Annotated in this window: 17 protein-coding genes; 8 read left to right on the top strand and 9 right to left on the bottom strand. The window is 29.3% G+C overall.

Features of this window, described 5'->3' with window-relative positions; genetic code table 4:
- The first annotated feature begins 146 nt into the window (after positions 1-146).
- Both MOSC01_RS0101470 and mnmE read left to right on the top strand, forming a co-directional pair.
- A complete protein-coding gene (locus MOSC01_RS0101470; protein WP_010321050.1) occupies positions 147-1,763 on the top strand; it encodes an ABC-F family ATP-binding cassette domain-containing protein in 1,617 nt (538 codons plus the stop codon).
- Positions 1,764-1,814: 51 nt separating this feature from the next.
- Complete coding sequence (gene mnmE / locus MOSC01_RS0101465) at positions 1,815-3,143, top strand: tRNA uridine-5-carboxymethylaminomethyl(34) synthesis GTPase MnmE (RefSeq protein WP_010321049.1); 1,329 nt, start codon at positions 1,815-1,817, stop codon at positions 3,141-3,143.
- A 381-nt stretch (positions 3,144-3,524) separates the two neighbouring features.
- Here the strand turns inward: mnmE and MOSC01_RS0101460 are convergent, their stop codons facing one another.
- Positions 3,525-5,429, bottom strand: coding sequence for an AAA family ATPase (locus MOSC01_RS0101460; RefSeq protein ID WP_010321048.1), 1,905 nt, complete (start codon positions 5,427-5,429; stop codon positions 3,525-3,527).
- A 420-nt stretch (positions 5,430-5,849) separates the two neighbouring features.
- On the opposite strand from MOSC01_RS0101460, the gene MOSC01_RS0101455 reads away from it, so the two are divergent.
- From MOSC01_RS0101455 to MOSC01_RS0101440, 4 genes are all read left to right on the top strand, one after another.
- Positions 5,850-6,716 carry an ROK family protein gene (locus tag MOSC01_RS0101455; protein ID WP_010321047.1) on the top strand — a complete coding sequence of 289 codons (867 nt, stop codon included), beginning with the start codon at positions 5,850-5,852 and terminating at the stop codon, positions 6,714-6,716.
- 136 nt (positions 6,717-6,852) lie between these two features.
- Positions 6,853-7,734 carry an N-acetylneuraminate lyase gene (locus tag MOSC01_RS0101450; protein ID WP_010321046.1) on the top strand — a complete coding sequence of 294 codons (882 nt, stop codon included), beginning with the start codon at positions 6,853-6,855 and terminating at the stop codon, positions 7,732-7,734.
- A gap of 51 nt (positions 7,735-7,785) precedes the next feature.
- Complete coding sequence (locus MOSC01_RS0101445; RefSeq protein ID WP_010321045.1) at positions 7,786-9,630, top strand: sodium:solute symporter family transporter; 1,845 nt, start codon at positions 7,786-7,788, stop codon at positions 9,628-9,630.
- An 11-nt stretch (positions 9,631-9,641) separates the two neighbouring features.
- Positions 9,642-10,340: an N-acetylmannosamine-6-phosphate 2-epimerase gene (locus MOSC01_RS0101440; protein ID WP_010321044.1), complete on the top strand. Its 699-nt coding sequence runs from the start codon at positions 9,642-9,644 to the stop codon at positions 10,338-10,340.
- 76 nt (positions 10,341-10,416) lie between these two features.
- On the opposite strand, the gene MOSC01_RS0101435 is transcribed toward MOSC01_RS0101440, so the two are convergent.
- From MOSC01_RS0101435 to alaS, 8 genes are all read right to left on the bottom strand, one after another.
- Complete coding sequence (locus MOSC01_RS0101435; RefSeq protein WP_010321043.1) at positions 10,417-11,250, bottom strand: HAD family hydrolase; 834 nt, start codon at positions 11,248-11,250, stop codon at positions 10,417-10,419.
- Position 11,251: 1 nt separating this feature from the next.
- Positions 11,252-12,718, bottom strand: a complete 1,467-nt coding sequence (gene lysS, locus MOSC01_RS0101430) for a lysine--tRNA ligase (protein WP_010321042.1) — start codon at positions 12,716-12,718, stop codon at positions 11,252-11,254.
- 84 nt (positions 12,719-12,802) lie between these two features.
- Positions 12,803-15,067 carry an ATP-dependent zinc metalloprotease FtsH gene (gene ftsH, locus MOSC01_RS0101425; RefSeq protein WP_010321041.1) on the bottom strand — a complete coding sequence of 755 codons (2,265 nt, stop codon included), beginning with the start codon at positions 15,065-15,067 and terminating at the stop codon, positions 12,803-12,805.
- A gap of 29 nt (positions 15,068-15,096) precedes the next feature.
- Complete coding sequence (gene tilS, locus MOSC01_RS0101420) at positions 15,097-15,990, bottom strand: tRNA lysidine(34) synthetase TilS (protein ID WP_010321040.1); 894 nt, start codon at positions 15,988-15,990, stop codon at positions 15,097-15,099.
- The gene (pth, locus tag MOSC01_RS0101415) at positions 15,968-16,522 is read right to left on the bottom strand and encodes an aminoacyl-tRNA hydrolase (protein ID WP_010321039.1); all 555 of its coding nucleotides are present in this window, start codon (positions 16,520-16,522) and stop codon (positions 15,968-15,970) included. Before pth ends, tilS begins: the two co-directional genes overlap by 23 nt.
- Position 16,523: 1 nt before the next feature.
- Positions 16,524-16,988: a hypothetical protein gene (locus MOSC01_RS04120; RefSeq protein ID WP_010321038.1), complete on the bottom strand. Its 465-nt coding sequence runs from the start codon at positions 16,986-16,988 to the stop codon at positions 16,524-16,526.
- Complete coding sequence (ruvX, locus tag MOSC01_RS0101405; protein ID WP_010321037.1) at positions 16,978-17,418, bottom strand: Holliday junction resolvase RuvX; 441 nt, start codon at positions 17,416-17,418, stop codon at positions 16,978-16,980. Before ruvX ends, MOSC01_RS04120 begins: the two co-directional genes overlap by 11 nt.
- A complete protein-coding gene (gene alaS, locus MOSC01_RS0101400; protein ID WP_010321036.1) occupies positions 17,394-20,045 on the bottom strand; it encodes an alanine--tRNA ligase in 2,652 nt (883 codons plus the stop codon). The genes ruvX and alaS overlap by 25 nt, the downstream gene beginning before the upstream one ends.
- Positions 20,046-20,117: 72 nt before the next feature.
- Between alaS and MOSC01_RS0101395 the strand changes: the two genes are divergently transcribed.
- Together MOSC01_RS0101395 and MOSC01_RS0101385 are read left to right on the top strand one after the other, a co-directional pair.
- Positions 20,118-20,801 (top strand): 16S rRNA (uracil(1498)-N(3))-methyltransferase, encoded by a 684-nt coding sequence (locus MOSC01_RS0101395; protein ID WP_010321035.1) that lies wholly within the window; start codon positions 20,118-20,120, stop codon positions 20,799-20,801.
- Between the two features lie 218 nt (positions 20,802-21,019).
- Positions 21,020-22,396 (top strand): FAD-dependent oxidoreductase, encoded by a 1,377-nt coding sequence (locus tag MOSC01_RS0101385; RefSeq protein WP_010321034.1) that lies wholly within the window; start codon positions 21,020-21,022, stop codon positions 22,394-22,396.
- Positions 22,397-22,565: the final 169 nt, after the last annotated feature.

Genomic DNA, 22,565 nt, shown 5'->3' with positions numbered 1-22,565 from the left:
TTTTAGCTTTTTCAATCTTTATTGAAAATTAGAGGTCTAATATTAAATTTTAGAAGTTATTTTTATTAGCTTTTTACTTTAATTTAATAAGAATTGTAATATAATTTTTAGATATTTTATTAAATTATAATTTAAAGAGACTCAAAATGATTGAAATTAAGGATTTATCAAAAATTTTTGCTGATAAAGTTTTATTTCAAAATGTAAATTTAAAATTTACAGAAGGAAATACTTATGGAATTATCGGCGCAAATGGAGCCGGAAAATCAACTTTTTTAAAAATTTTAGCTGGCTTTATCGAACCTTCATCAGGATCAATTCAAACATCACAAAATCAAAGAATTTCGGTTTTATCACAAAATCACTATGAATTTGACGATTTTATTGTTACTGACGTTGTAATAATGGGAAACCAAAAATTATACCAAATTCAACAAGAAAAAGATCAAATTTACGCAAACCCGGATGCAACTGAGGCTGATTATAACCGCGCTGGAGAACTTGAAGAACAATTTGGACTCTTAGGTGGTTGAAGTGCTGAAAATGATGCTCAAATTTTACTTTCTGCACTTGAAATTCCTAAGGAATTTTGATACTCAAAAATGTCAGAATTAAAATCTTCCTATAAAGTCAAAGTACTTTTAGCAAAAGCGCTTTTTGGAAATCCTGATATTTTGATAATGGATGAGCCAACTAACCACTTAGATTTTAAAGCTATTAAATGACTTGAAGAATTTTTGATTAATTATAAAAATATTGTTCTAGTTGTTAGCCACGATAGCGATTTTTTGGATCAAGTTTGCACTCATACTGTTGATATTGATTATGGTGAAGTTAAAATTTTTACTGGAAATTATAGTTTTTGAAAACAGTCTTCTGAGTTATTAAAAGAACTTCAAAAAAATGCTAATGCAAAAAAAGAAGAGCAAATTGCAAAATTAGAGGCATTTATAGCAAAATTTTCTGCAAATGCTTCTAAATCTGCCCAGGCAACTTCACGAAAAAAATCCCTTGAGAAAATTCAGCTCGAGGAAATTAAACCTTCATCGCGAAAATACCCTTACATTCGTTTTAATGTTTTTCCAAAACCTGGAAAACAAATATTAAATGTTGAAAATTTAAGTTATAAAAATCCTGAAACTGGCGAATTTTTATTTAAAAATGTGTCTTTTACACTTTTGCCAGGCCAAAAAATGGTAGTTTTTGTTGATGATGATTTGATAAAAACTAAATTACTTGACATTATTGCCGGAAAAGAACCACCAACTTCTGGGACAATTACCTGAGGTTCAACAATAAAATTTGATTATTTGCCAGCAAACACAGATGATTTTTTTAATTCAGATTTAGATTTAATTTCCTGAATTTCACAGTGACCAATTTTTAACACACAAGATGAAAATAAAGACAATTCAACCCATAGAATGCGTGCTTTTTTAGGAAGAATGTTTTTTAGCGGTGACCAAGTTTTTAAAAAAGTCAATGTTACATCTGGTGGAGAAAAAGTTCGACTAATGTTTTCAAAAATGATGTTAAGTGAATCAAATTTTTTAATTTTTGACCAACCGCTTAATCATCTTGATTCTGAATCAATTGATTCTTTCATTGAAGGTTTAAAAATTTATGATTCAGGAGCAATTTTTACAACTTACAACCTTGCCTTAATAAGGGAAGTTGCAAATGCGATTTTGGATATTAAGCAAGATTCAGCTGTGTTTTTTCAAGGTTCGCTAGCTGAATATGAGAAAAAAATAGGAATTTAGTGCATAAAAGTACTTTTTTTAACTTTTAAATTTAATTTAGGAATATATTAAATGGTTTTTGATACTATTTGTGCGATTGCTTCAGGGACAATAAATCAAGCAATTTCGATCATTAGAATTTCAGGGCCAAATGCCTTTAAGATCATGGAAAAAATTTTTACCGGGAAAATTGGCAATTCCATGGAAATAACTTTTGGCTGAATTCATGATAATCAAACTAAAATTGATCAAGTTTTAGTTTTATGATTTGCTGGAAATAAAAATTTTGTCGGTGAAGAAACTGTAGAAATAAACGCTCATGGCGGAGTTTTAAATACAAATTTAATTCTTGAAACTATTTTAAAAACTAAACTCGCTAGACTTGCAAATCCTGGAGAGTTCAGTTTACGTGCTTTTTTAAATGGGAAAATTGACCTTGTTAAAGCTCAAGCGATTAATGATTTAATTCATGCTCAAGTTAAATCGCAACACAATGTTGCTCTTAAACAGTTTTCTGGTGTAAGTTCAAACTTTATTAAAAAACTAATCCAGCAAATCGAGGAAATTATCGGGACTATTGAGGTAAATATTGATTACCCCGAATATGATGATGTTGAAATTCTAACAAATCAGATTCTTATTCCTAAAATTGATGAATTAATAAAAAATTTTAATGAATTAATAAAAATAGCCGATAATTCAAGACTAATTTATGAAGGAATAAGGACATCTTTAATTGGCGAACCCAATAGCGGCAAGTCCTCGCTTCTAAATGTTTTAATTGACGAAAATAAGGCGATAATAAGTGAAATTCCTGGAACAACTCGCGATATTGTTGAAGGTAATTTTGTGATTGACAATTTGCTTTTTAAAGTTTTTGATACTGCCGGAATTAGAAAAACTAAGCAAAAAATTGAGCAAATTGGAATTAGTAAAACTTTTGAAAACATGGAAAAATCTGATTTAATTTTACATGTTATTGATGCAAGTCAAAAAAAATCTAAACATCTTGATTTAGGTGAAAAAATTAGCGAAAATCAAGTATATTTACAAGTCTATAATAAATCTGACCTTATTGAAAATAAGGAAGAATTTGCTGATAAAATATTAATTAGTGCTAAAAACAAACAAATTGATAGCTTAATTGACAAAATTAAAACTATTTTTGCCTTTTTGGGAAAAGAAAATCAGTTTGTCGCTAATTCATTCCAAATTTCACAGATAGAATTGGCAAAAACAGCGATTATTGAAGCCAAAAATAGTCTAGAATCTGGTTTTGGGCCTGAAATTGCAATTGTAGATTTGCGTAACGCTTGAAGAGAATTGCAAACTATTTTTGGCAGAACGGACGATGAAAACTTGCTTGATTCAATTTTTTCACGATTTTGTCTAGGAAAATAATAAAAATTCCTACTTTAGCATGATCGTATGACGGCATTTTATCTTTAATAATGAACAATTGTGCGCTAAATTTGATCACACGAGCAAATTTTTATGCTAATTTAAGGCGTTAAAACCATTCTTTTTTAAATATTTTGTGTAAAATCAAAGTTTGCGCCTCAAAATAAGTCTTTTATATCGTGATATTTTAAGAAATTTTTTAACCTAAAAATCATTTCTTTATGACTTTTTATCCAAACGTTTTGTTTTTTAAATTAACAGGAACTGTACCTAAAATACTATAAATATACGTTGCACTATCAAGTAAATTAAAATTAGTGCTGTTAGCAATTATAAATCCGATAGAAAAATCTTATTTTGAAGATTTGTTTCTACGTTAATTTATAGCAAATTTTTGATTCAAATCAGTAATTTGTTGATTCTCAATAGTTTTCATATGCTCCATGATCTTTTTTTGGCTTGATTTTGATTGAGATTTTTTTCTTTATACCGGCCTTTAGAGATTGTTTCTGCAAGTTTAACTCTAAAATTTTCTTGATTTTTGATTTTAATTTTGTACTTTTCATTTTTTTTAACATTCCACAATATACCTTCTTCCTTTTCTAAGGCTAGCATATATGAAGCGGTTTGTAAAAAATGAGCAGTTGTTAAATCGCTAACAAATTTAAGTTCATAAACTATTTCATCCTTGATAACATCAGCTTTTCCGCTAACTTTCATTGTAAAATTATTTATGTTATTATTAAATTCTAAGGAGCAGGGTTCTTGAATTTTTTCGTTCCTACTAAGCTCCTCTGATAATCTTTTGTGCATTTGTTGAATAGCTTTATCATTGACAAAATTTCGTTGCGCTTGTTCAATATATCTTTCTTTGCCTGTTTGCAAATAACGATAAAATAGTATTAAATCGTTTAATGATTTTCTATTTTTAATATCAATAAAATCATTGTATTCGTCTCGTCGTGGTGATTCCTGGTTCTTATCATGGTAGTTTGGAATTAAATTTCAAATTTTCTTAACCATATAGTAGCTATTAAAATAATTTGCTTCAAGAAAAATCCCAATACATGGACTAAGATCGATAAACCCATCGAGGTTTTTTACCTCTATTACGGTTTTATCATCAGTATGAATTTGTTCTACATCAAGCATTTGACGCATTTCGATTTTATCTTCATCATAATTATTTTGAAACATTGTTGACATTGAATATTTTTCTAGCCTATCTTTTTGAGGTTCACTAGATAGGGTTTTTATAAGAGTATCTTTGTCAAATATTTTATCTTCGTCATGGTCAGGTGGCTTTAAGAATATGATTTTTTCTTTTCCTCTACTTGCCGCTACACAAAATAGATTTCTTAAAATTTCATAATTACTATCTATCTTTTCTAAACGTTTAAATCAATAACTTTCAGTAAAATCAAAAATAACACAAATAGGTCTTTTTATCCATTTTGAGCTATCGAATGTTGTAAAAATAGCCGAATCTTTTTTGGGAAACAAATTTACATCTCTTTCTCTTGTAGAAACATAAACGGTTTTTTTATCAAAAATAGCACTATGATTTTTTTCAAGATAATTTAGTACTTTTGACATTTGTCCATCATTTTTGCCTAAACATAAGATATCTGAAGGTTTTTGCTTAGATAAAAATTCCTTAATTTGGTCAAGGTCCATATATTCGACCTGGCAATTTTCATTAACCCCATTAATTGTTTTATTCCAAACTTTACTCAACATATTAGCATAATCTTTAGGCATTGTAAAAGAAAGTGTTAATGAACATTTTTTATATGATACTAAAAATTTATCAATAAAATTCTCAACATCTAATTTAGTGTTATCATAAATTTTTTGTTTAATATCCCCAACAGCAACAATTTGGATGTTAGGATTTTGTGTTTTTATTCTTTCTAATAACAAGGATATTAGAAACCCAATATCTTGATACTCGTCAATTAATAAAACATCAAAGGTTCCAACAGATATATCATGGTCTAAAAATATTTTAATTGGATTCCCGGAAGAACGATGTTGTTTGGGTAACATTGAACGCGCAAATCCATGATAATCTTCTACCGTAATTTTTTTCTTTTTAATCTTATTTTGAGCTTCAATTTTTAATAGTCAATTGTAGGTTAAGTACAAAATCTCTTTACCTGGAAATCGATTACACAAAGCTTGAATTACTGTTGTTTTTCCACTCCCAATGCAACCATCAACCAGAACATTTTTGCCTTTTAATGCTAAATTAATCACTTTCTGTTGTTGCGGTGTTAGTTTCATAAATGCAAATTAGTCTCTTTTTTTCCATCCATAATTACTTTTTTATTAAGTAAAATCTAATAATTTCAATATAGGTTTCTATTTTCCCTAATTGATTCTAATTTTTTAGCTATTAAATCTTGCAAAACTAATTCAAACAGTTTTTTTAGTTTTTAACGAGTAAATCTCTATCGCCTTTAAATCCTACAAGACCAATTTAATTAATTAAGCAATTAATAAATTATTTTATCATAAATCTTGATTTTTCGAATTAGCTTGGAATTACTATAATTTCAAAAAAATTTTTGGCACTGATTTATTATTATCCTAATTTATTTTGCTTTTATAAGTTATAATTTTTAAAAGAAACAACCAAATTTATACTAGCAAAATTTAAAAAATGCTATAAAAATAAAGGTTATTTTAAAAAAGAGAGGCAAAATGGACAAATTCATTCTTTTTGATATTGGCGGCACAAACATTAAAATGGGAATTATTGATAATAACAATTTTTTTCACCAAACAAAAACTTTTAAAACCAATATCAGTTCAATTCTAGAGAATTTAGAGGAAATTATCAACTCAATTTTAGAAAAGTCAGATTTTTCTAAAGACATAAAAGGAATCGCTATTGCTACAATGGGCGGGGTTGATGTTGAAAAAAAGAAAATTATTTTTGTAAATCATAAAACTTTACCATATTTCGGCAGCGATTTTTCTATTTTAGAAAAAAAATTTAATTTGCCTGTTGTTGTCGAAAATGACGCAAATGCCGCTGCAATTTCTGAAAAATTTTATCACAAAGGCCTAAAAAATTACGCAACAGTTACTTTAGGGACTGGCGTTGGAATTGGAATTGTCAAGGATGAATTAATTCGAGGTGAAAATTTTCTTGCTGGTGAATTTGGTTATCTAATTTATGAGGGTCAAAGACTTGATGATTGACTTTCTTTTAGTTTGCTTGACAAAGAAATTAATAAACTTTATAATATTAGAATTTCTGAATATGAAAAGTTTGATAATTTATACAAAAGTAACGTTAATTTTCAAAAAATGATTGATGACTATTTCCAAAAAGTTGTTGACTTTACCTATCAACTTGCAATTTTTCAAAATTTAGAAAAAATCTTTATTGGAGGCGGTTTTTCCTATATAAATAAGAAATACTTTGCAAAAATTCAGCAAAAATTCCTAAAAATGTTAGAACAAACTCCTTATAAATGCGAGCTTTTGATCGCAGAATCCAAAAATAATGCCGGTATGCTCGGTGCTTTTTATCTTTTAAGGCAAAAATTTAATCTTCAGTAGATAAATTAACAAAAATTAACAAAAATAAAGAAAAATCCCGTTTTAAAAAAATACGGGTTTTTTTATATATAATTATTTTATATACAAAAAATAGGAAAATCAATATAAAAGATTTTTCTATAAAAAGGAGGCTATTATGGAAAAATATCATGGATTTTTCCCCGCTTTAATAAGTCCTTTTAATGAAAAAGGCGAACTTATGACTAAAAATCTTGAAGATATTCTTGATTTTTTAATTAATGTCCAAAGGGTTGACGGTCTTTATGTCACTGGATCAACAGGTGAATTTTTGTTAATGTCTGTTGAAGAACGACAAAAAATTTATGAAATTGTAGCTAAAAAAGCAAAAAATAAGGTAACTTTAATTGCTCAGATTGGAAGTTTAAATCTTGAAGAAGCAATCCAACTAGGAAAAAAAGCTAAAGAACTTGGTTTTGATGCAATCAGCGCAATCACACCTTTTTATTATAATTTTTCTTTTGATGAAATCAAAAACTACTACGAAGAAATTGCAAAAAACGTTGATTTATCGATGTTTATTTATTACTTGCCCCAACTTGCAGGTTCAAAAATTAACATTGAGCAATTTGGTAGCATTTTAAATCTTAAAAATGTTATTGGCTGCAAATTTGGCTCAAATGACATCTTTTTGTTCGAAAGACTAATCAAAACTTATCCAGAAAAAAATTGAATGTATGCTTTTGATGAAGCTTTTGGACTTGCTTACCTTTTAGGGGCTCGTGGATTTATCGGTTCAACTTATAATACAAACGCAATTAAGGCAAGAAAAATTCTTGATTTGGCAAAAAAAGGTGATTTACTAGCCTTTAAAAATGAAATTCATGTTTATAATGACTATATTCAATCACTTTTGGAAGTTGGACTAATGCAAACAATCAAAGCAATTATGCAACTTTATGGTGTTGATGCTGGTTATAATCGCCTTCCTTTTAAAAAAATTGACAGCAAAACATTAAATCAAAAGGCAGTTGAAATTAAAGAAAAATTTCTAGACTAGGTTCAACTTTTTCAAATTTTTAATTATAAAAAGTTGAGAAAGGGGGAAAATATGGAAGAAACTAAATCAAGTTTTTCAACAACTGATTGAATTATTTTAGCAATTTATATGCTTTCAATGCTATTGCTTGGATTATTTTTTTGGTATCAAGAAAAAAATAATAAGCAAAAAAGCACTGATTCTTATTTAGTAGCAAAGTCAATTAAAGTTCCATCAATTGTTATTGCTCTTTCAATTTGGGCTACCGGGCTTTCGTCCCTTACATTTTTAGGTCTTCCCGGACTTGCTTTTAAAACAGGATGAATGTGATCTGTCGGCCAAGTAGCAATAATTTTGATAACTCCGGTTTTAATTAAATGAATTATCCCTTTTTATCGACAAATTACTGCAAATACTGCCTATGCTTATCTTGAAAGTCGTTATAATTATTTAATTCGGGCTTTAAGTGGCGGTTTGTTTGCTATTTTTCACATTTTTCGGATTGCAATTGTTTTATATATTCCGGCACTGACTTTGTCACTTTTTGTTGATTTAGATATTTATTTAATCATCGGAATTATGGCAATAGTCGTAATTTTAAACACTTTTTTAGGTGGTTTTAAAGGTGTTTTGTGAACTGATGCAATCCAAGGTCTCGTTTTACTTTTAGGAATTATTTGCATCCTCATTTTTGGATTAGTTCAAACTGATTGAAGTAAAAATGATATTTATCAGTCAATTTTTAACGCCGGTCAATGAAAAATAAGTGCCGCTAGTGGTGGTATGTTCCTTCTTTTTCTAGGAAAATATGTCGAAACTATTTTCTCCTATACGGCATCTCAGGATATTGTCCAAAGATATAAAACCTCAAAATTCATTTCAGGAACTAATAAAACTATCTATATTAATGCAATTTTAACTTTTATTACTATTTTTGTGTTTTATGGCGTTGGTTCAATGTTATATAGTTACTTTAAATCGCAAGGTTTTGATGTTGATGCCAAAAATGCAATTGACCAAATTGTTGGTCGCGAAGGTGCGGCAAATAATCAACTTCTTTCATTTTTCATCATAAAAGTCTTACCAACCGGTCTTTCTGGTTTGATTATTGCCGCAGTTTTTGCCGCAAGTCAATCGACAATTTCATCTTCAATGAACTCGCTAGTTAATGTTATTGTTAGTGATTTTATTCAACCAATTCGTAAATTCCGGAAAAAAGCACCTATAAAAGACCGAATAATGTTGATTATTTCAAAAATTTTAATTACATTTTTTGGAATTCAAGGAATGTTAGTTGCTTTTCTTTTGACATATTCAGGACAAACTAATTTATTTGACCTTTTCCTTGCAATAGTTGGACTTTTTGGTGTGCCAATTGGTGCGGTTTATATGTTAGGAATTCTAACTCGAAGAACAAATTCTTTTGGCGCTGTTCTTGGAATTAGTGTTGCTTTTATTACTGCTTTATTTTTATGAATCTTTACAAACAAAAGACTTGTTCCCGAAAATTTAGTAATTCAATTTGCTAGCGAATATGTAGCGCTAATTTCCTTTTTCCTTACAATTATTTTTGGTTATTTTGGATCTCTAGTTTATACTTTCTTTAGTAAAAAAGAGAAAAACTTAACAAATTTAACAATTTGAACAAAAACACCTGAATTTGATCAGCTAATTGCCTTAGAAAAGCAAATTGCAAAAAATGATTCTAAGTTGCAAAAAGTTGCAAAAAAAGTTGCAAAAACTGTTCCAAATTTAATGCCAAAATGGTATCAAATTCTAATTTTTGGACATCCTAACTATAGAGAAAATGAGACAATCCAATCAAATCAAGAATTTTCTCAAATTGAAAAAGCTCAAAACGAAAAATTAGTTGAATATGAAAAAATAAAAGAAAAATTAGCAAAAATCACTAATTAAAAGGTAAAAAAATGCGTCTTTTAAAAAATAGTTTTATTGTCTCATGTCAAGCGCTCGAAGATGAGCCGCTTTTTGGGGCAAAAATAATGCAAAAAATGATGAAAGCTGCGCTTTTAGGTGGGGCTGATGGTATTAGAACTTCACAAATTGACAATGTCAGAGATTTTTTTGAGTTAAACCAAAAAGTACCGTTAATTTCTTTAATTAAAAAAACATACACAAATTCAAGCGTTTTTATTACTCCAACTTTGAGTGAACTCAAAGAATTAATGCAATTTGATAACCAAATAATAGCAATTGATGCAACTTTGCGCAACAGACCGGCAGAAAATCTTGATGAAATTGTTGATTTTTTTCATAAAAATCGAAAAAAGAACCAATATTTACTTGCAGATTGTGCTGACTATGAAGATGTTGAAAATGCAATTAGATTAAAATTTGACTATGTTGCCCCAACTTTACGCGGTTATACAGAAACAACAAAAAACCACAATAATATTGAAAATAATTACCAGTTTTTACGCTGAATGGTTCAAAAAGTGCGCAATACCGGTATAGAAGTTGTTGCTGAAGGTGGTTTTAATGAGCCTCAAAATGTAATTGACGCTTTTAAAATTGGCGCCCATTCAGTCGTTGTTGGTTCAATGATAACTCGGCCTTATGTTATCACTAAATTTTTTGTTGACAAAATTCGTAAAGAAATTAACTAAGAATTTAAGGTTTATTTTAAAAATAAAAGCTTCTTGTTGATTGATTCAAGAAGCTTTTTTTTAAATTTCATAAATTTTAGGCAGAGAATAATTTGTCTTGATTTTCTAAAAGAATATCGATAGTTCTTGCGATTGTGTCAGATTTACAACTGCCAATTTTTCTCGAGGCTACCTCAATTAAATCAGGAGTTGCATCTTGCATAGCAAAACCGTATCGGGCTAGTTTTATCATTTGAAAATCATTTGAACTATCACCAAAAGCAACTAAATGGTCAGTTGTTAGATCATTTTTAACTAATAAATCTGAAATTGCACTTGCTTTATCAACGTTTAATGGGTTTATATCAAGAAAAATTCTGTTAGTTATTGTTACTTTATAATGATTTTCCAGTTTTTTAGACCATTTTTTATACAAATCTTTTATTAATTTTTCATCATTTCGAAAAGCAATTTGAGTTATGGGATCAGTTTCAATAATTTCTAAAATTTCAAAATTATTTACTTTAGTGTAATAATTTAAATCCATTATATGTTGCTTTTTTAGCCAGTCATAACTTTTTTGCGAACAATATTCAAAAAGTCGATGTGGGGTAGAAAATGCACAAATTGAATTAGATTCTTGACAATCTTGAAATAAATCAAAGGCAACTTGCTTTTTTAGTGTTCCGTTATTTATTGTTTTTTTAGTTGCAATATCATAAACTAATGTTCCATTATTTGAAACTAGGTAGTGAAAATATGGGTATTGTTTTGCTAAATCTATGCAGGCTGAAAGTCCTCTTCCAGTTGCAACAACCAAAATATGCCCTAATTCATAGAGTTTTTTTAGCATTTTAACATTTTCAGGGTGAATTGTATTGTCATAACGCAAAAGTGTGCCATCAAGATCAAAAGCAAAAAATAGTTTCATTTTAGTCCTTTTTAGATTTTAGTTGCGGGAATAAAATTACAGAGCGAATAGACACATTATTTGTCAAAAGCATTACAAGACGATCAATTCCAATTCCACATCCGGCCGCAGGGGGCATTCCGTGTTCAAGGGCTTGAACAAATTCATAGTCAATTTCACTAGCTTCATTATTTCCTTGTTCTTTTTCAGCCATTTGAGCACGAAAACGACTTAGTTGGTCAATAGGATCATTTAATTCGTCAAACATATTTGCAAATTCTTTTGTAGCAATAAACAGCTCGGCTCTGAGTGTGAAATTTGGGTTTTTGGGGTCAGATTTTGCCAGAGGCGAAATTTCAATAGGATGACCGGTAATAAAAGTCGGATTTATTAGTGTAGGTTCAACAAATTTTTCAAAAAATTCGTTAATTAAGTGTCCTTTTGTAAAAAAGGGCTCGATTTTTATAGCATTTTTTTTAGCTAATTCAACAAGTTCAGAAAAATTTGCACTTTTTAGGTCAAAGCCCATTTTTTCAGAGGTAATTTGAACCATATCATATCGGGCAAATTTTTGTGAAAAATCAATTTTATTTTCACCATATGAGTGATCTAATTGATTTAATCCAAGTTCTTCAAACAAAAAACGAATTAAATTCTCAGTTTGATCCATTATCCTGTTTAAATCTGAATAGGCCTGGTAAAATTCAATTGAGGTAAATTCGGGATTATGAGTTGTGTCAAAACCTTCATTACGAAAAATTTTCCCAATTTCATAAACAGCATCAATTCCACCAACTAACAATTTTTTTAACGGCAATTCAGTTGCAATTCGTAAGTAAAAATTTTGACTTAATGAATTATAAAATGTTACAAACGGTTTAGCCGAAGCGCCACCTAAAACTGGTTGCAAAACAGGAGTGTCAACTTCTAAAAATCCTTGTGAGTCAAAAAACTTACGAATTAAGGAGATAATTTTGCTTCTAACAATAAAAGTTTGCCTTGATTTTTCATTTACTAACAAATCTAAATATCGCTTACGATATTTATCATCAGCATTTTCAATTCCATAATATTGATCAGGCAATGGGTGGAGTGATTTTGCTAAAATTGAAAAAGTTTCTGCTTTAAGACTTATTTGATTTGTTTTAGTTTTAAATAAATATCCAGAAATTTCAACTATGTCACCAAGGTCTAAATTTGAAAAAATAAACTGATTTTGTGTTTGAAAATCCTTATTTGCATACACTTGAAATTCTAATGATTGACTATAAATAATGAAAAACGGGGAGCGTTGGCGAATAAGACGACCTGCAAAAGCGACTTTAATTTGGTTCTCAACAAAAAAATCATGGCTTTTTTGTTGATATTGTTTAATTATTTCATCCAAATTATCATGCAAGAAAATTGATTTTGGATAATTAAATCCATTGGACTGTAAATTTTTAAGTTTTTCAAGGCGAAATTGTTGTTGGTCGTTTAATTTTGACATAGTCTTATTCCTTAAAACGTCAATTTAATTCTGAAACTATTTTCAGTATTTCTAAATTTTAAATAAAAATGAAGAAAATTTTAATTAGTCTTGATTTGGGGTAGAGTCTGAATTTTCTTCTTGATTTTGTTCAGGGTTTTGTTCAGGGGTTTTTTCTGATTTCTGTTCAAGATTTTCTTCTGATTTCTGTTCAAGATTTTCTTCTGATTTTTGTTCAGGATTTTCAACTAAATTTTCTTCAGGATCTGGGTCTACTGATAAAAGTTCATTCAAAATATCAGAAGGTTTTATAGCACTAGTTTGAACTGGGTCTGATTTTGGAAGTGGCTCAAGAGTTTCGGCTAGTTGTTGAATTTCTTCATAAACAATTGTCTCTTTTTCTAATAAAGTATCCTTGATTAATTCAAGCAAATCTAAATTATTTTTAATTGTCTCAGAAGCTTGTTTATAAGCATTAGAAATAATTTGGCGAATTTCAATATCAATTTCGTGACCAACTTTTGAAGAAAATGATGTATTTTTTATATAATCTCTTCCTAAAAATGGCGATGATTGATCTTGCTCATACTGAATTGGACCAAGTGATGACATTCCAAGTTCGGTAACCATTTTACGGGCAATTTTTGTAGCTTTTTCAATATCATTACCAGCACCAGTAGAAATTTCTTGTTCGCCATATTTTATTTCTTCAGCTGCTCGACCACCCATAAATGCCGCAATTGTTGCTAAAAGTTCTGATTTTGTACTGTTATATTTTTCTTCTTCAGGAAGCATTAAATTATAACCACCGGTATTTCCACGAGGAACAATTGTAATTTTTTGAACTTTTACCCCGGATCTTAATTTTAAACCAACAACGGCATGCCCAGCTTCATGATAAGCAACCATTATTCTTTCTTTTTCAGTTATTACGCGATTTTTCTTGGCAGGCCCACCAATTACTCGGTCAATTGCCTCGTCAATTTGCTCACTTGTAATGACTTGAGTTTTTTCACGAACTGATAAAAGTGTTGCTTCATTTATAACATTTTCTAATTGGGCTCCTGAAAATCCAGGAGTTCTTTTGGCAATATTTGCAAGTGTAATATTTTTAGAAATTCTTTTACCTTTTGCATGCAATCTTAAAATTTCTTCACGTTCTCTAACATCAGGAAGCCCAACAATTATTGAACGGTCAAAACGACCTGGACGTAAAAGGGCTGGATCAAGAACATCGGTTCTATTTGTTGCTGCTATTACTAAAAGTCCGGTATTTTCAACCATACCGTCCATTTCAACTAGAAGTTGATTTAGTGTTTGTTCTCTTTCGTCATTACCACCGCCAATTCCTGAACCACGGGAGCGTCCAATTGCATCAAGCTCATCAATAAAAATTATCGCCGGAGAGTCATTTCGTGCATCTCTAAATAATTCACGCACCCTTTTTGCTCCAACTCCAACATATAATTCCACAAAATTAGATGCAGAAATGAAGAAAAAAGGTACATTTGCCTCACCTGCGGTAGCTTTTGCAAGTAATGTTTTTCCTGTTCCCGGAGGACCTCCTAGCAAAATTCCACGTGGAATTTTTGCACCAGCGCTAGAATAACGACCAGGATTTTTTAAGTAGTCGATAAATTCAGAAATTTCCTCTTTGGCCTCAACATTTCCTGCAACATCAGTGTATTTTTTATCAGATTTAATACGGATTGCTTGATTTTTCCCTGGATTGAAAAATCCTGAACCTCCTTGAGAATTTTTGTTCACACGGAAAAATAAAAAAGCAAATAATAAAACTGGTAAAAGTGCTGGGAGAAATGAGAGAATATATTGTAAAATTGTTGTAGATGGTCTATCGGCTGAAGAAAAAGAAGGCAAATAGATATTATTATCGGGTACTGTTGCGCCAATTGAATTATAAAGACTATTAAGAAGACTCTTTGTTGCATCTGTAAGATTTGTATAATTTGACGCAGCTGTTTTAACTGAAAGTGAAACTAATTCTGAATATGTTGTAATATTCGAATTTTGAAGTTGATTTTTAATCACGGGGCTAAGTTCAGCAGCACCAGATTGGAATTTTGTAATAACAGCAGGATTTGCTATTACCGAATAAGCAATTGCATTTCCTCCTTCAGATTCAACTACACGAATTCGATAAGCATTAATATCAAAAATAATTGAGTAAAAGAAATTATTATCGGTTGTGTTTTGGGCATTTTTAATTAGCTGTTCTTCGAAATGAGATAAGCTTTTAACAGTAAGCCTGGGTTGCAAATAATAATACATAAGATAAGCAATTCCTGCTAAAGCCAAAATTAAAAGAACAATTCAACCGGCCGATGGTTTCCTTTTTTGTTTTACTTGCATGATTTTCCTTTCTAGTTCAACAAATCTTACTAAATTTTACTAGATTTTGCATATATTTTTAGTTTTTTTTTAATTATATAGTTATTTTTTTTTATTAAAAACGATCCATTGGGTGTTTTAGAACTAATAAAGTCAATTATTGAATTGATTTTTCCCTTTGATAATTTAATATTGTCAAAATTTTGGTGCAAATATAAAAAGATAATTTCTGGTTTTTTTCGAATTTTTTGGAAAAAATAAGCATGGTATTCTGTATTTTTCCACTTTTCAAGAGTTTTATAATTTTTTTTTAGTTCTATTAATTTAAAAAAATTTGCAATGAAATGAACAGAAAAAGTAAAAAATAAAGAAAAAGTGCTTAATTTTTGTAATTTAAAGCGAATCGCGTTCCTTCTATATTTGTTTGTGAAATTTGAATCATCATCAAGATAAGGGATTTTTCTTTTTTTACAACTATTAAGAATTCTTTTTTTTGTGTAAAAATACAAAAGTGGTCTTGAGATTTGCATTCCAAAAAGGAAATTTTGTCTGCGGATTCCCCAAAATGTTACTAGCTTTTTTTGTTCTTTTTGCAAAAAAATTGTTTCAACAAAATCATTTCAGTGATGAGCTACAAGTAATTTTGTGCATCTAAAATGTGTATAAACTCGGTAAAAAAACTCGTAACGAACCTTTCTTAAATTTGCCTGCAAATTTCCTGAAACAGAAAAACTATCGAAGGATAAAATTTTAAGCATTAAATTATATTTTTGGCAAAATTTTGCGACTAATAAAGTTTCAAAAATAGCCTGTGGCCTTAAATTATAATTGACATGAACAACAATTATATCTTTATTTTTATATTTGTCAAGCAAAAACATTGAATCAGAGCCGCCAGAAACTGCAATTAAAAATTTTTCTTTAGGCTTTGTTTTTGTTAGCATTAAATTTTTGAACCGTGGTCATAAAACTATTTGATAAATAAAAAATAAGAATGTCAGCAGCTTGGTCAATAACTTGTTTAATTTTAATTTTGGCTTGATTTTCAAAAGGACTAAGGACGTATTCTTTAGAATTTTCGGCGCGGGAAATACCAATTTTAAGCCTTTTTATATCTTTAGTACCACATTTTTCAATAATATTTTCCATACCTCTCTGCCCGCCTGCGCTTCCTGTTGCTCTAATTAGTGCCTGGCCAATTTCAAAATTCATATCATCATAAACAATTATCACATCCAAAATATTAATTTTGTAAAATTGGACTAATTCAAAGACAAAATCACCTGATTTATTCATATATGTTGTTGGTTTTGCAAGAATAAAATCACTTGTTTTACAAAAAACGCCATTTTCAGTTTTTTGATCAAAGGTCAATCCGAGTTTTTCAGCTAATAAATCAAGAACTCAAAATCCCACATTATGTTTTGTTTGAGCATATTTTTCGCCTGGATTACCAAGTCCAACAATTAGTTTCATCTTAATTTACCTTTGATTTTATAGCTTTTTTTGTTTTATTTTTTAATTCAGGAACTCTAATTGCTTCTTTATCACTAAGTTCCTCAATTATATCATCATATTCGGTTTCAGGCGAGAAATTATTAAAAAAAGTAAAAGGATCAATTGGCTTATCTTCAAATATGAACTTATTTGTATCAAAAAATTCATTAATTTGCATCTCTAGAATTTCAATTGTTTGGTCGTCAAATTCAACAAAGGTTTTTGTAGTTTCTCAAGTATTTCTGTCAATTTCAAAAGCAAGAATATTTTTTTTCTCATCAAAAACAACAGAAAAAATTCGTAAATCTTCAAATTCAGTATAAAAAAGTGAATAAAGTTTTTCATAAGCTGGATTTGTTGAATTTGAAATTTCTTTTGCGATTATTACTCGCTGTGGGTCTGAAAGGTTTATTGGTTCTTGAGTTAAAGTTTTTTTATTTTTCATATGCATTTTGTGTTTGTAAAAATCTTTCAAGTATAATTTGAGCTGCTAATTTGTCAATAATTTTTTGCCTTTTTTTAAAGGACAAACCTGAGTCAATTAAAATTGAGTTGGCCTCCTTGGAAGAAAGTCGCTCATCTTGAAAAAAAAGCTGTATTTGATAGTGTTTTTTTATTAATTGGGCGAATTCTTCGACCATAATTGTTCTTGGAGAAATTTTACCTGATAAAGTTAAAGGATAACCTAAAACAAGAGTAGAAATAGAATATTGATCCAATCAAAAACCAATTCGCGCGATAACTCTTGCAAAATCATACCTATTAAAATTATATTGCTCAAGGGGTAGTGAAATTTTCCAATCTGAATCAGAAATTGCAAAGCCGCAAGACTTAACCCCTAAATCAAGTGCTAAAACTCTGGGTCTAATGCTCATAAAAGCTTAATTATATCGTCTTTTATAGGTTTTTTCTTGATTTTTGCCTGAGCTATTTTAGAATTTCCACCCCCTGCACCATCAAAAATTTCTAGAATTTTTTCAAGAATGATATTTGATTCTAAGTTAAAAGATGCAACTGTAATTAAATAATTTTCGTCTTCAAGATTTGTAGCTAAAATAAAGGTTGATTTTGGGTTTTTTTGCCTAAAAGTAGCTGCTGATTGTTTTAAGTTTTTGGAATTAAATTCCAAATCAATGTAAAACTTATTTTGATTAATGTCAACAAAATTTTCTGAATTTAATTCTAATGATTGAGAAATATCTTGATTTTTTAAGATTTTTTTATATTGTTCTTTAAGGTCTTCTTCAATTTTTGTTAAGTGCTCAAATTCTGAATCTAAATCAGTAAAACTTGGAAAATCAAAGGTAAAATCTTGACTAATTTTTGCAATTTTATTAACTAATGAAGTAATTTGAAACTTCAAGAGTTCAATATTTTGTTCTAAAAACTCAACATTTTTAGCAAAAGAGCTAACAGCACGAATCCGGTAAATTCCTGAACCCTTAGTTTGGCAGGATAAAATTGTGAATTTTTCTAATAATTTAGTGTTTTGAATGTGAGTTCCGCCACATAAATCTGTTGTAATTCTAGGAAAAACCACAAGCCGAAGCGCATTAGGATCCATGTATTCTGATTCTTCTAATGTCATAATTGCATTTAGTTTTTGGGCTTTTTCTAGGTTTGTTACCAAATATTCACGCCGAACTTGTTGACTTATATATGAATTTACACGGTTTTCAACAGATTTTATTTGTTCTTTTGAAGGTTTTTGAGCACAAGGAAAGTCAAAAGTCAGTCTTTCTTCATTATTATCAGAACCAAGTTGCTTAATTTGAGGGCCAAATTCTGCCCGAAGTGAAGCAAATAAAAGGTGAGTTGCCGAATGGTTTCGTTCTAATTTTAAGCGGTTGTCTGAATTTAGTTCTAAAATTACCGGTAAATTTTTTGATAGTTCACCTTCAAAAACATGGACATTATTTAAAAATTTGTCTTTAAAAACATCAATAATTTCAATTTTTTTGCCATTTTGAATTATATATCCTTGATCATGTTTTTGACCACCCGCTGTTGCATAAAATGGAGTTTTTTCAAAAATTGCATATGAAATTTCACCCTCGTTAGTTTGGTCAATTTCATTAAATTGATTTGCTAAAAAAGCAATTTTTGTTTCTGTTTTGTGAAATTCATAACCTATAAATTCTGAAATTTGTGATGTAACTTGATTTAAAGAATCAATAACTTTTCCCATACCTTTTTTGATATTTGCCCGGGAAATTTGAGCGTGTTTTTCGCGATATTCTTCTAATGATTTAAGGTCAAAACTAATATTTTTTTCTTGAAGAATTTCCTGAGTTAGTTCAGGAGGAAATCCGTAAGTAACAAAAAGTTTAAAAACAATTTCTGGAGAAATTTGACCTTCAGTTTTTTTTATCTCATTTTCTAAAAGTTCATGACCAATTTCAAGAGTTTTTATAAAGTTTTTTTCTTCATGGTAAATCACGGACTCAATTTTTTCAATATCAAAATTAGAGTCTAGTGTTTTAGCCACAATTGGAACCAATTTGTGTAAAAACTCTTCTGAAATTCCTAATTTTTTCCCGTTTCAATAAGCTCTTCTAATTAAACGCCTAATTATATAGCCTCGGTGTAAATTTGATGGCATAACTCCATCATTTACTGCGGCACTTATTGCGCGAATGTGGTCGGCAATTAGTCTAAAACTTTTATTAATTTGGGCTTGTTTTGGATCTTTTTTAAAATAATTTTCAATATCGTATTTAAAATTAGTGTACTTTTGAATTTCTGCAATAATTGGTAAAAAAAGATCTGTGTCATAATTAGTTGGACCATTTTGCAAAATTGAGACGATTCTTTCAAAACCTGCACCAGTATCAATATTTTTTGACATTAATGGCGAATAATTTTGCGCACCGTCGTTATTAAATTCTGAAAAAACAATGTTTCAAATTTCAATAAAACGGTCATTTTCGATGTCTTTTCTTATTAACTCATCACCACGAGCATCAAATTTTTCACCACGGTCAAAATAAATTTCGGTACATGGGCCGCAAGGGCCTTGACCTAAGTCTCAAAAATTAGTTTTTTTACCACCAGGAATAAGTCTATTTTCAGGAAAACCTAAACTTTTCCATTTATTTAAAGTCTCAAAATCACTATCATAATATGTTATATAAAGTTTTTCAGGGTCTAATTCTAATCATTTAGTCAAAAATTCAAAGGCAAAATCAATCGCTTCAAGTTTAAAATAGTCACCAATCGAAAAATTTCCTAACATTTCAAACAAAGTATGATGTCTTGAGGTTTGACCAACATTTTCAATATCATTAGTTCTTAGTGCTTTTTGCGAATTAACAAGTCGTTTTGAAGGTGGAATTTTTTTACCAATAAAATAATCTTTTAACGCCGCAACCCCTGAATTGATTCAAAGAAGTGAATCATCATTTTGGGGAACAAGGGGTTTAGATTCTATAAGAAGATGATTTTTTAGTTGAAAAAAATCAAATCAAAGTTGACGAACTTCATTAGCTGATAATTTTTTCATTTGTTATATCCTTATAATAATAATTTTACTTAATTTTTAGGATTTGTAAAATTTTATAATAAAATTTTATCTATGTTCCGTTTTTTTGTTAGTGAAAAACAAGAAAATTTTTTTATTCTTGATGATTTAAATTTAAATCATATTAAAGTTGTGCGAATCAAAAACGAAAATTTTATCTGTGTTTACAAAGGTGAATTTTATCTTACAAAATTAGTTCAAAATTCAAACAAAGCTGAAATTATTGAAAAACTTGAAATAAATAATGAACCTAAAAACAAGGTTATTTTAGCACTTGCAATTCTAAAGACAAAATCCTTTGAATTTGCAATTCAAAAAGCAGTTGAAATTGGAGCCAGTGAAATTTGACCGTTTCTTAGTAAAAATGTAAGTCAAAAATTAGAAGGAGACTTAAGAAAAAAATTAAAAAGATGAGAACAAATTTGTCTCCATAGCGCACAACAGAGTTTTCGAAATTTGATTCCAAAAATAAATTTACCTATAAATTACAGTGATATTTTAAAAAATTCAAGTAATTTTAGTCAAAAATTAATCGCCTTTGAAGGGCAAAAAAGCCAGACAAAAATAGACCAATCGCAAAATGATACAATTATAATAATCGGTCCTGAAGGCGGTTTTGACCAATCAGAGATAGATTTAGCCCAAAAATTTGATTTTAAAGTTGTGTCTTTAGGCAAAAGAATTTTACGCTCTGAAACAGCAGCAATTTTTTTATTAAGCAAATGCATAAATGATTAATTTTTTAGCAAAAAAGTGGAAAAATCTTCGAAATTTAGCAGTTTTTTCTAAAATTTCGAAGATTTTTTATTTTAACGCTTTTTAGCAACCCTTTATCTTAATCATTATTTTGTAAATTATAACGTAATTTTAATAAAAAATTGGAAAAACATTGTATAATTTAATAAAATTAAATTTAATTTTTTTTACTCCCGAAAAAACAAAAAATAGGAGATTTTATGAAAATAATATCAATTGGAACTAACCATGCCGGAACTTCATTTTTAAGAACCCTAAAAACTATTTACCCACAAGCAGAACTTGTCTCATATGATAGAAATACTGACATTTCGTTTTTAGGTTGTGGAATTGCACTTTGAGTTTCTGATGAATTTAGTGATCCATCTGGACTTTTTTATTCAAGTCCTGAACAATTAAAATCAATGGGAATCGATGTTCATTTACAGCATGATGTTCTCGAAATTGACCGTGAAAATAAAATTATTACCGTTAAAAATTTAGTTAGTGGCGAAATTTTTAAAGACAGCTATGATAAATTAGTTTTTGCCGGCGGAACTTGGCCGATTATTCCACCTTTTGAGGGGATTAATCTTGAAAATATTTTAGTTTCAAAAACATTTACTCACGCACAAGAAATTAAAGCAAAAGCTGTTGATCCAACAATTAAAAATGTAATTATTATCGGTGGTGGTTACATTGGTATTGAATTACTTGAAGCTTTTCACAAATATGGCAAAAAAACAACACTAATTGACATGCAAGATAGAATTATCCCTAATTATTTTGATAAGGAATTTACTCAAAAAATTGAGGATAAAATTGTTGAAGAAGGTATTAATTTACAATTTAATCAAAAAGTTGTTCGCTTTATTGCCGATGAAAGTGGAAAAAAAGTTGCTTTTGTTGAGACAGACAAAGGCAAATATGCTGCCGATTTAGTAATTTTAGCTATTGGATTTTCGCCAAATACTAAAATCTTAACAGACGTTGAAAAAACTGCTAATGGTGCAGTCAAAGTTGATGAATTCCAACGTTGCCTAAGTGATAAAGATCTTTATGTAATTGGTGATTCAGCTTCAATGGTTCACAATGTAACTAAACAACACGCTCACATTGCTCTTGCAACAAATGCCGTAAAATCAGGGATAGTTGCTGCTTTCCACATCGCAGGACGTGAAGATATTCCTTTCCCAGGTTATGTTGGAACAAATGCAATTTCTGTTTTTGGATTTAATTATGCCTCAACTGGGTATTGTGAAAATGCTTGTCCAAAAATGGGCTTGGATAATGTTGGTGTTGAATATCTCGAAGACTGAGATCGCCCAGAATTTATGCAAAATAAATCTAAAGTATGAATCAAAATCGCTTATGACAAACCAAGTCTAAAATTAATAGGGGCTCAAATTGGTTCATATGGAAAAGAATATAACCACACTGAAGTAATTTATTTCCTTTCACTAGCAATTCAAAAAGGTCTAAAATTACCAGAAATTGCTCTTTCAGATTTTTACTTCTTGCCTCACTACAATAAGCCATTTAACTTTGTAATCCAAGTAATTTTAAATGCGCTAGGGCTAAATTACAATAAAAAATAAAATTTTCAGTCCAAAAAAATTAACTAAAAAAACCAGTTTTGACTGGTTTTTCCCAAATTAAAAATATAAATGCAACACATACGTATTTTTAAAATCGCCAAACGGCGATTTTTTTAAATGTTAAATCACCATGTTATCATTAAAAACCTCTAAAGCGGATTTTCAATTA

The organism is Mesomycoplasma ovipneumoniae SC01 (assembly GCF_000218525.1).
In the GTDB taxonomy this organism is placed as follows: domain Bacteria; phylum Bacillota_I; class Bacilli_A; order Mycoplasmatales; family Metamycoplasmataceae; genus Mesomycoplasma; species Mesomycoplasma ovipneumoniae_A.
Note: the sequence above shows the minus strand (reverse complement) of the source record. Positions and strands in the feature narration are given on the sequence as shown.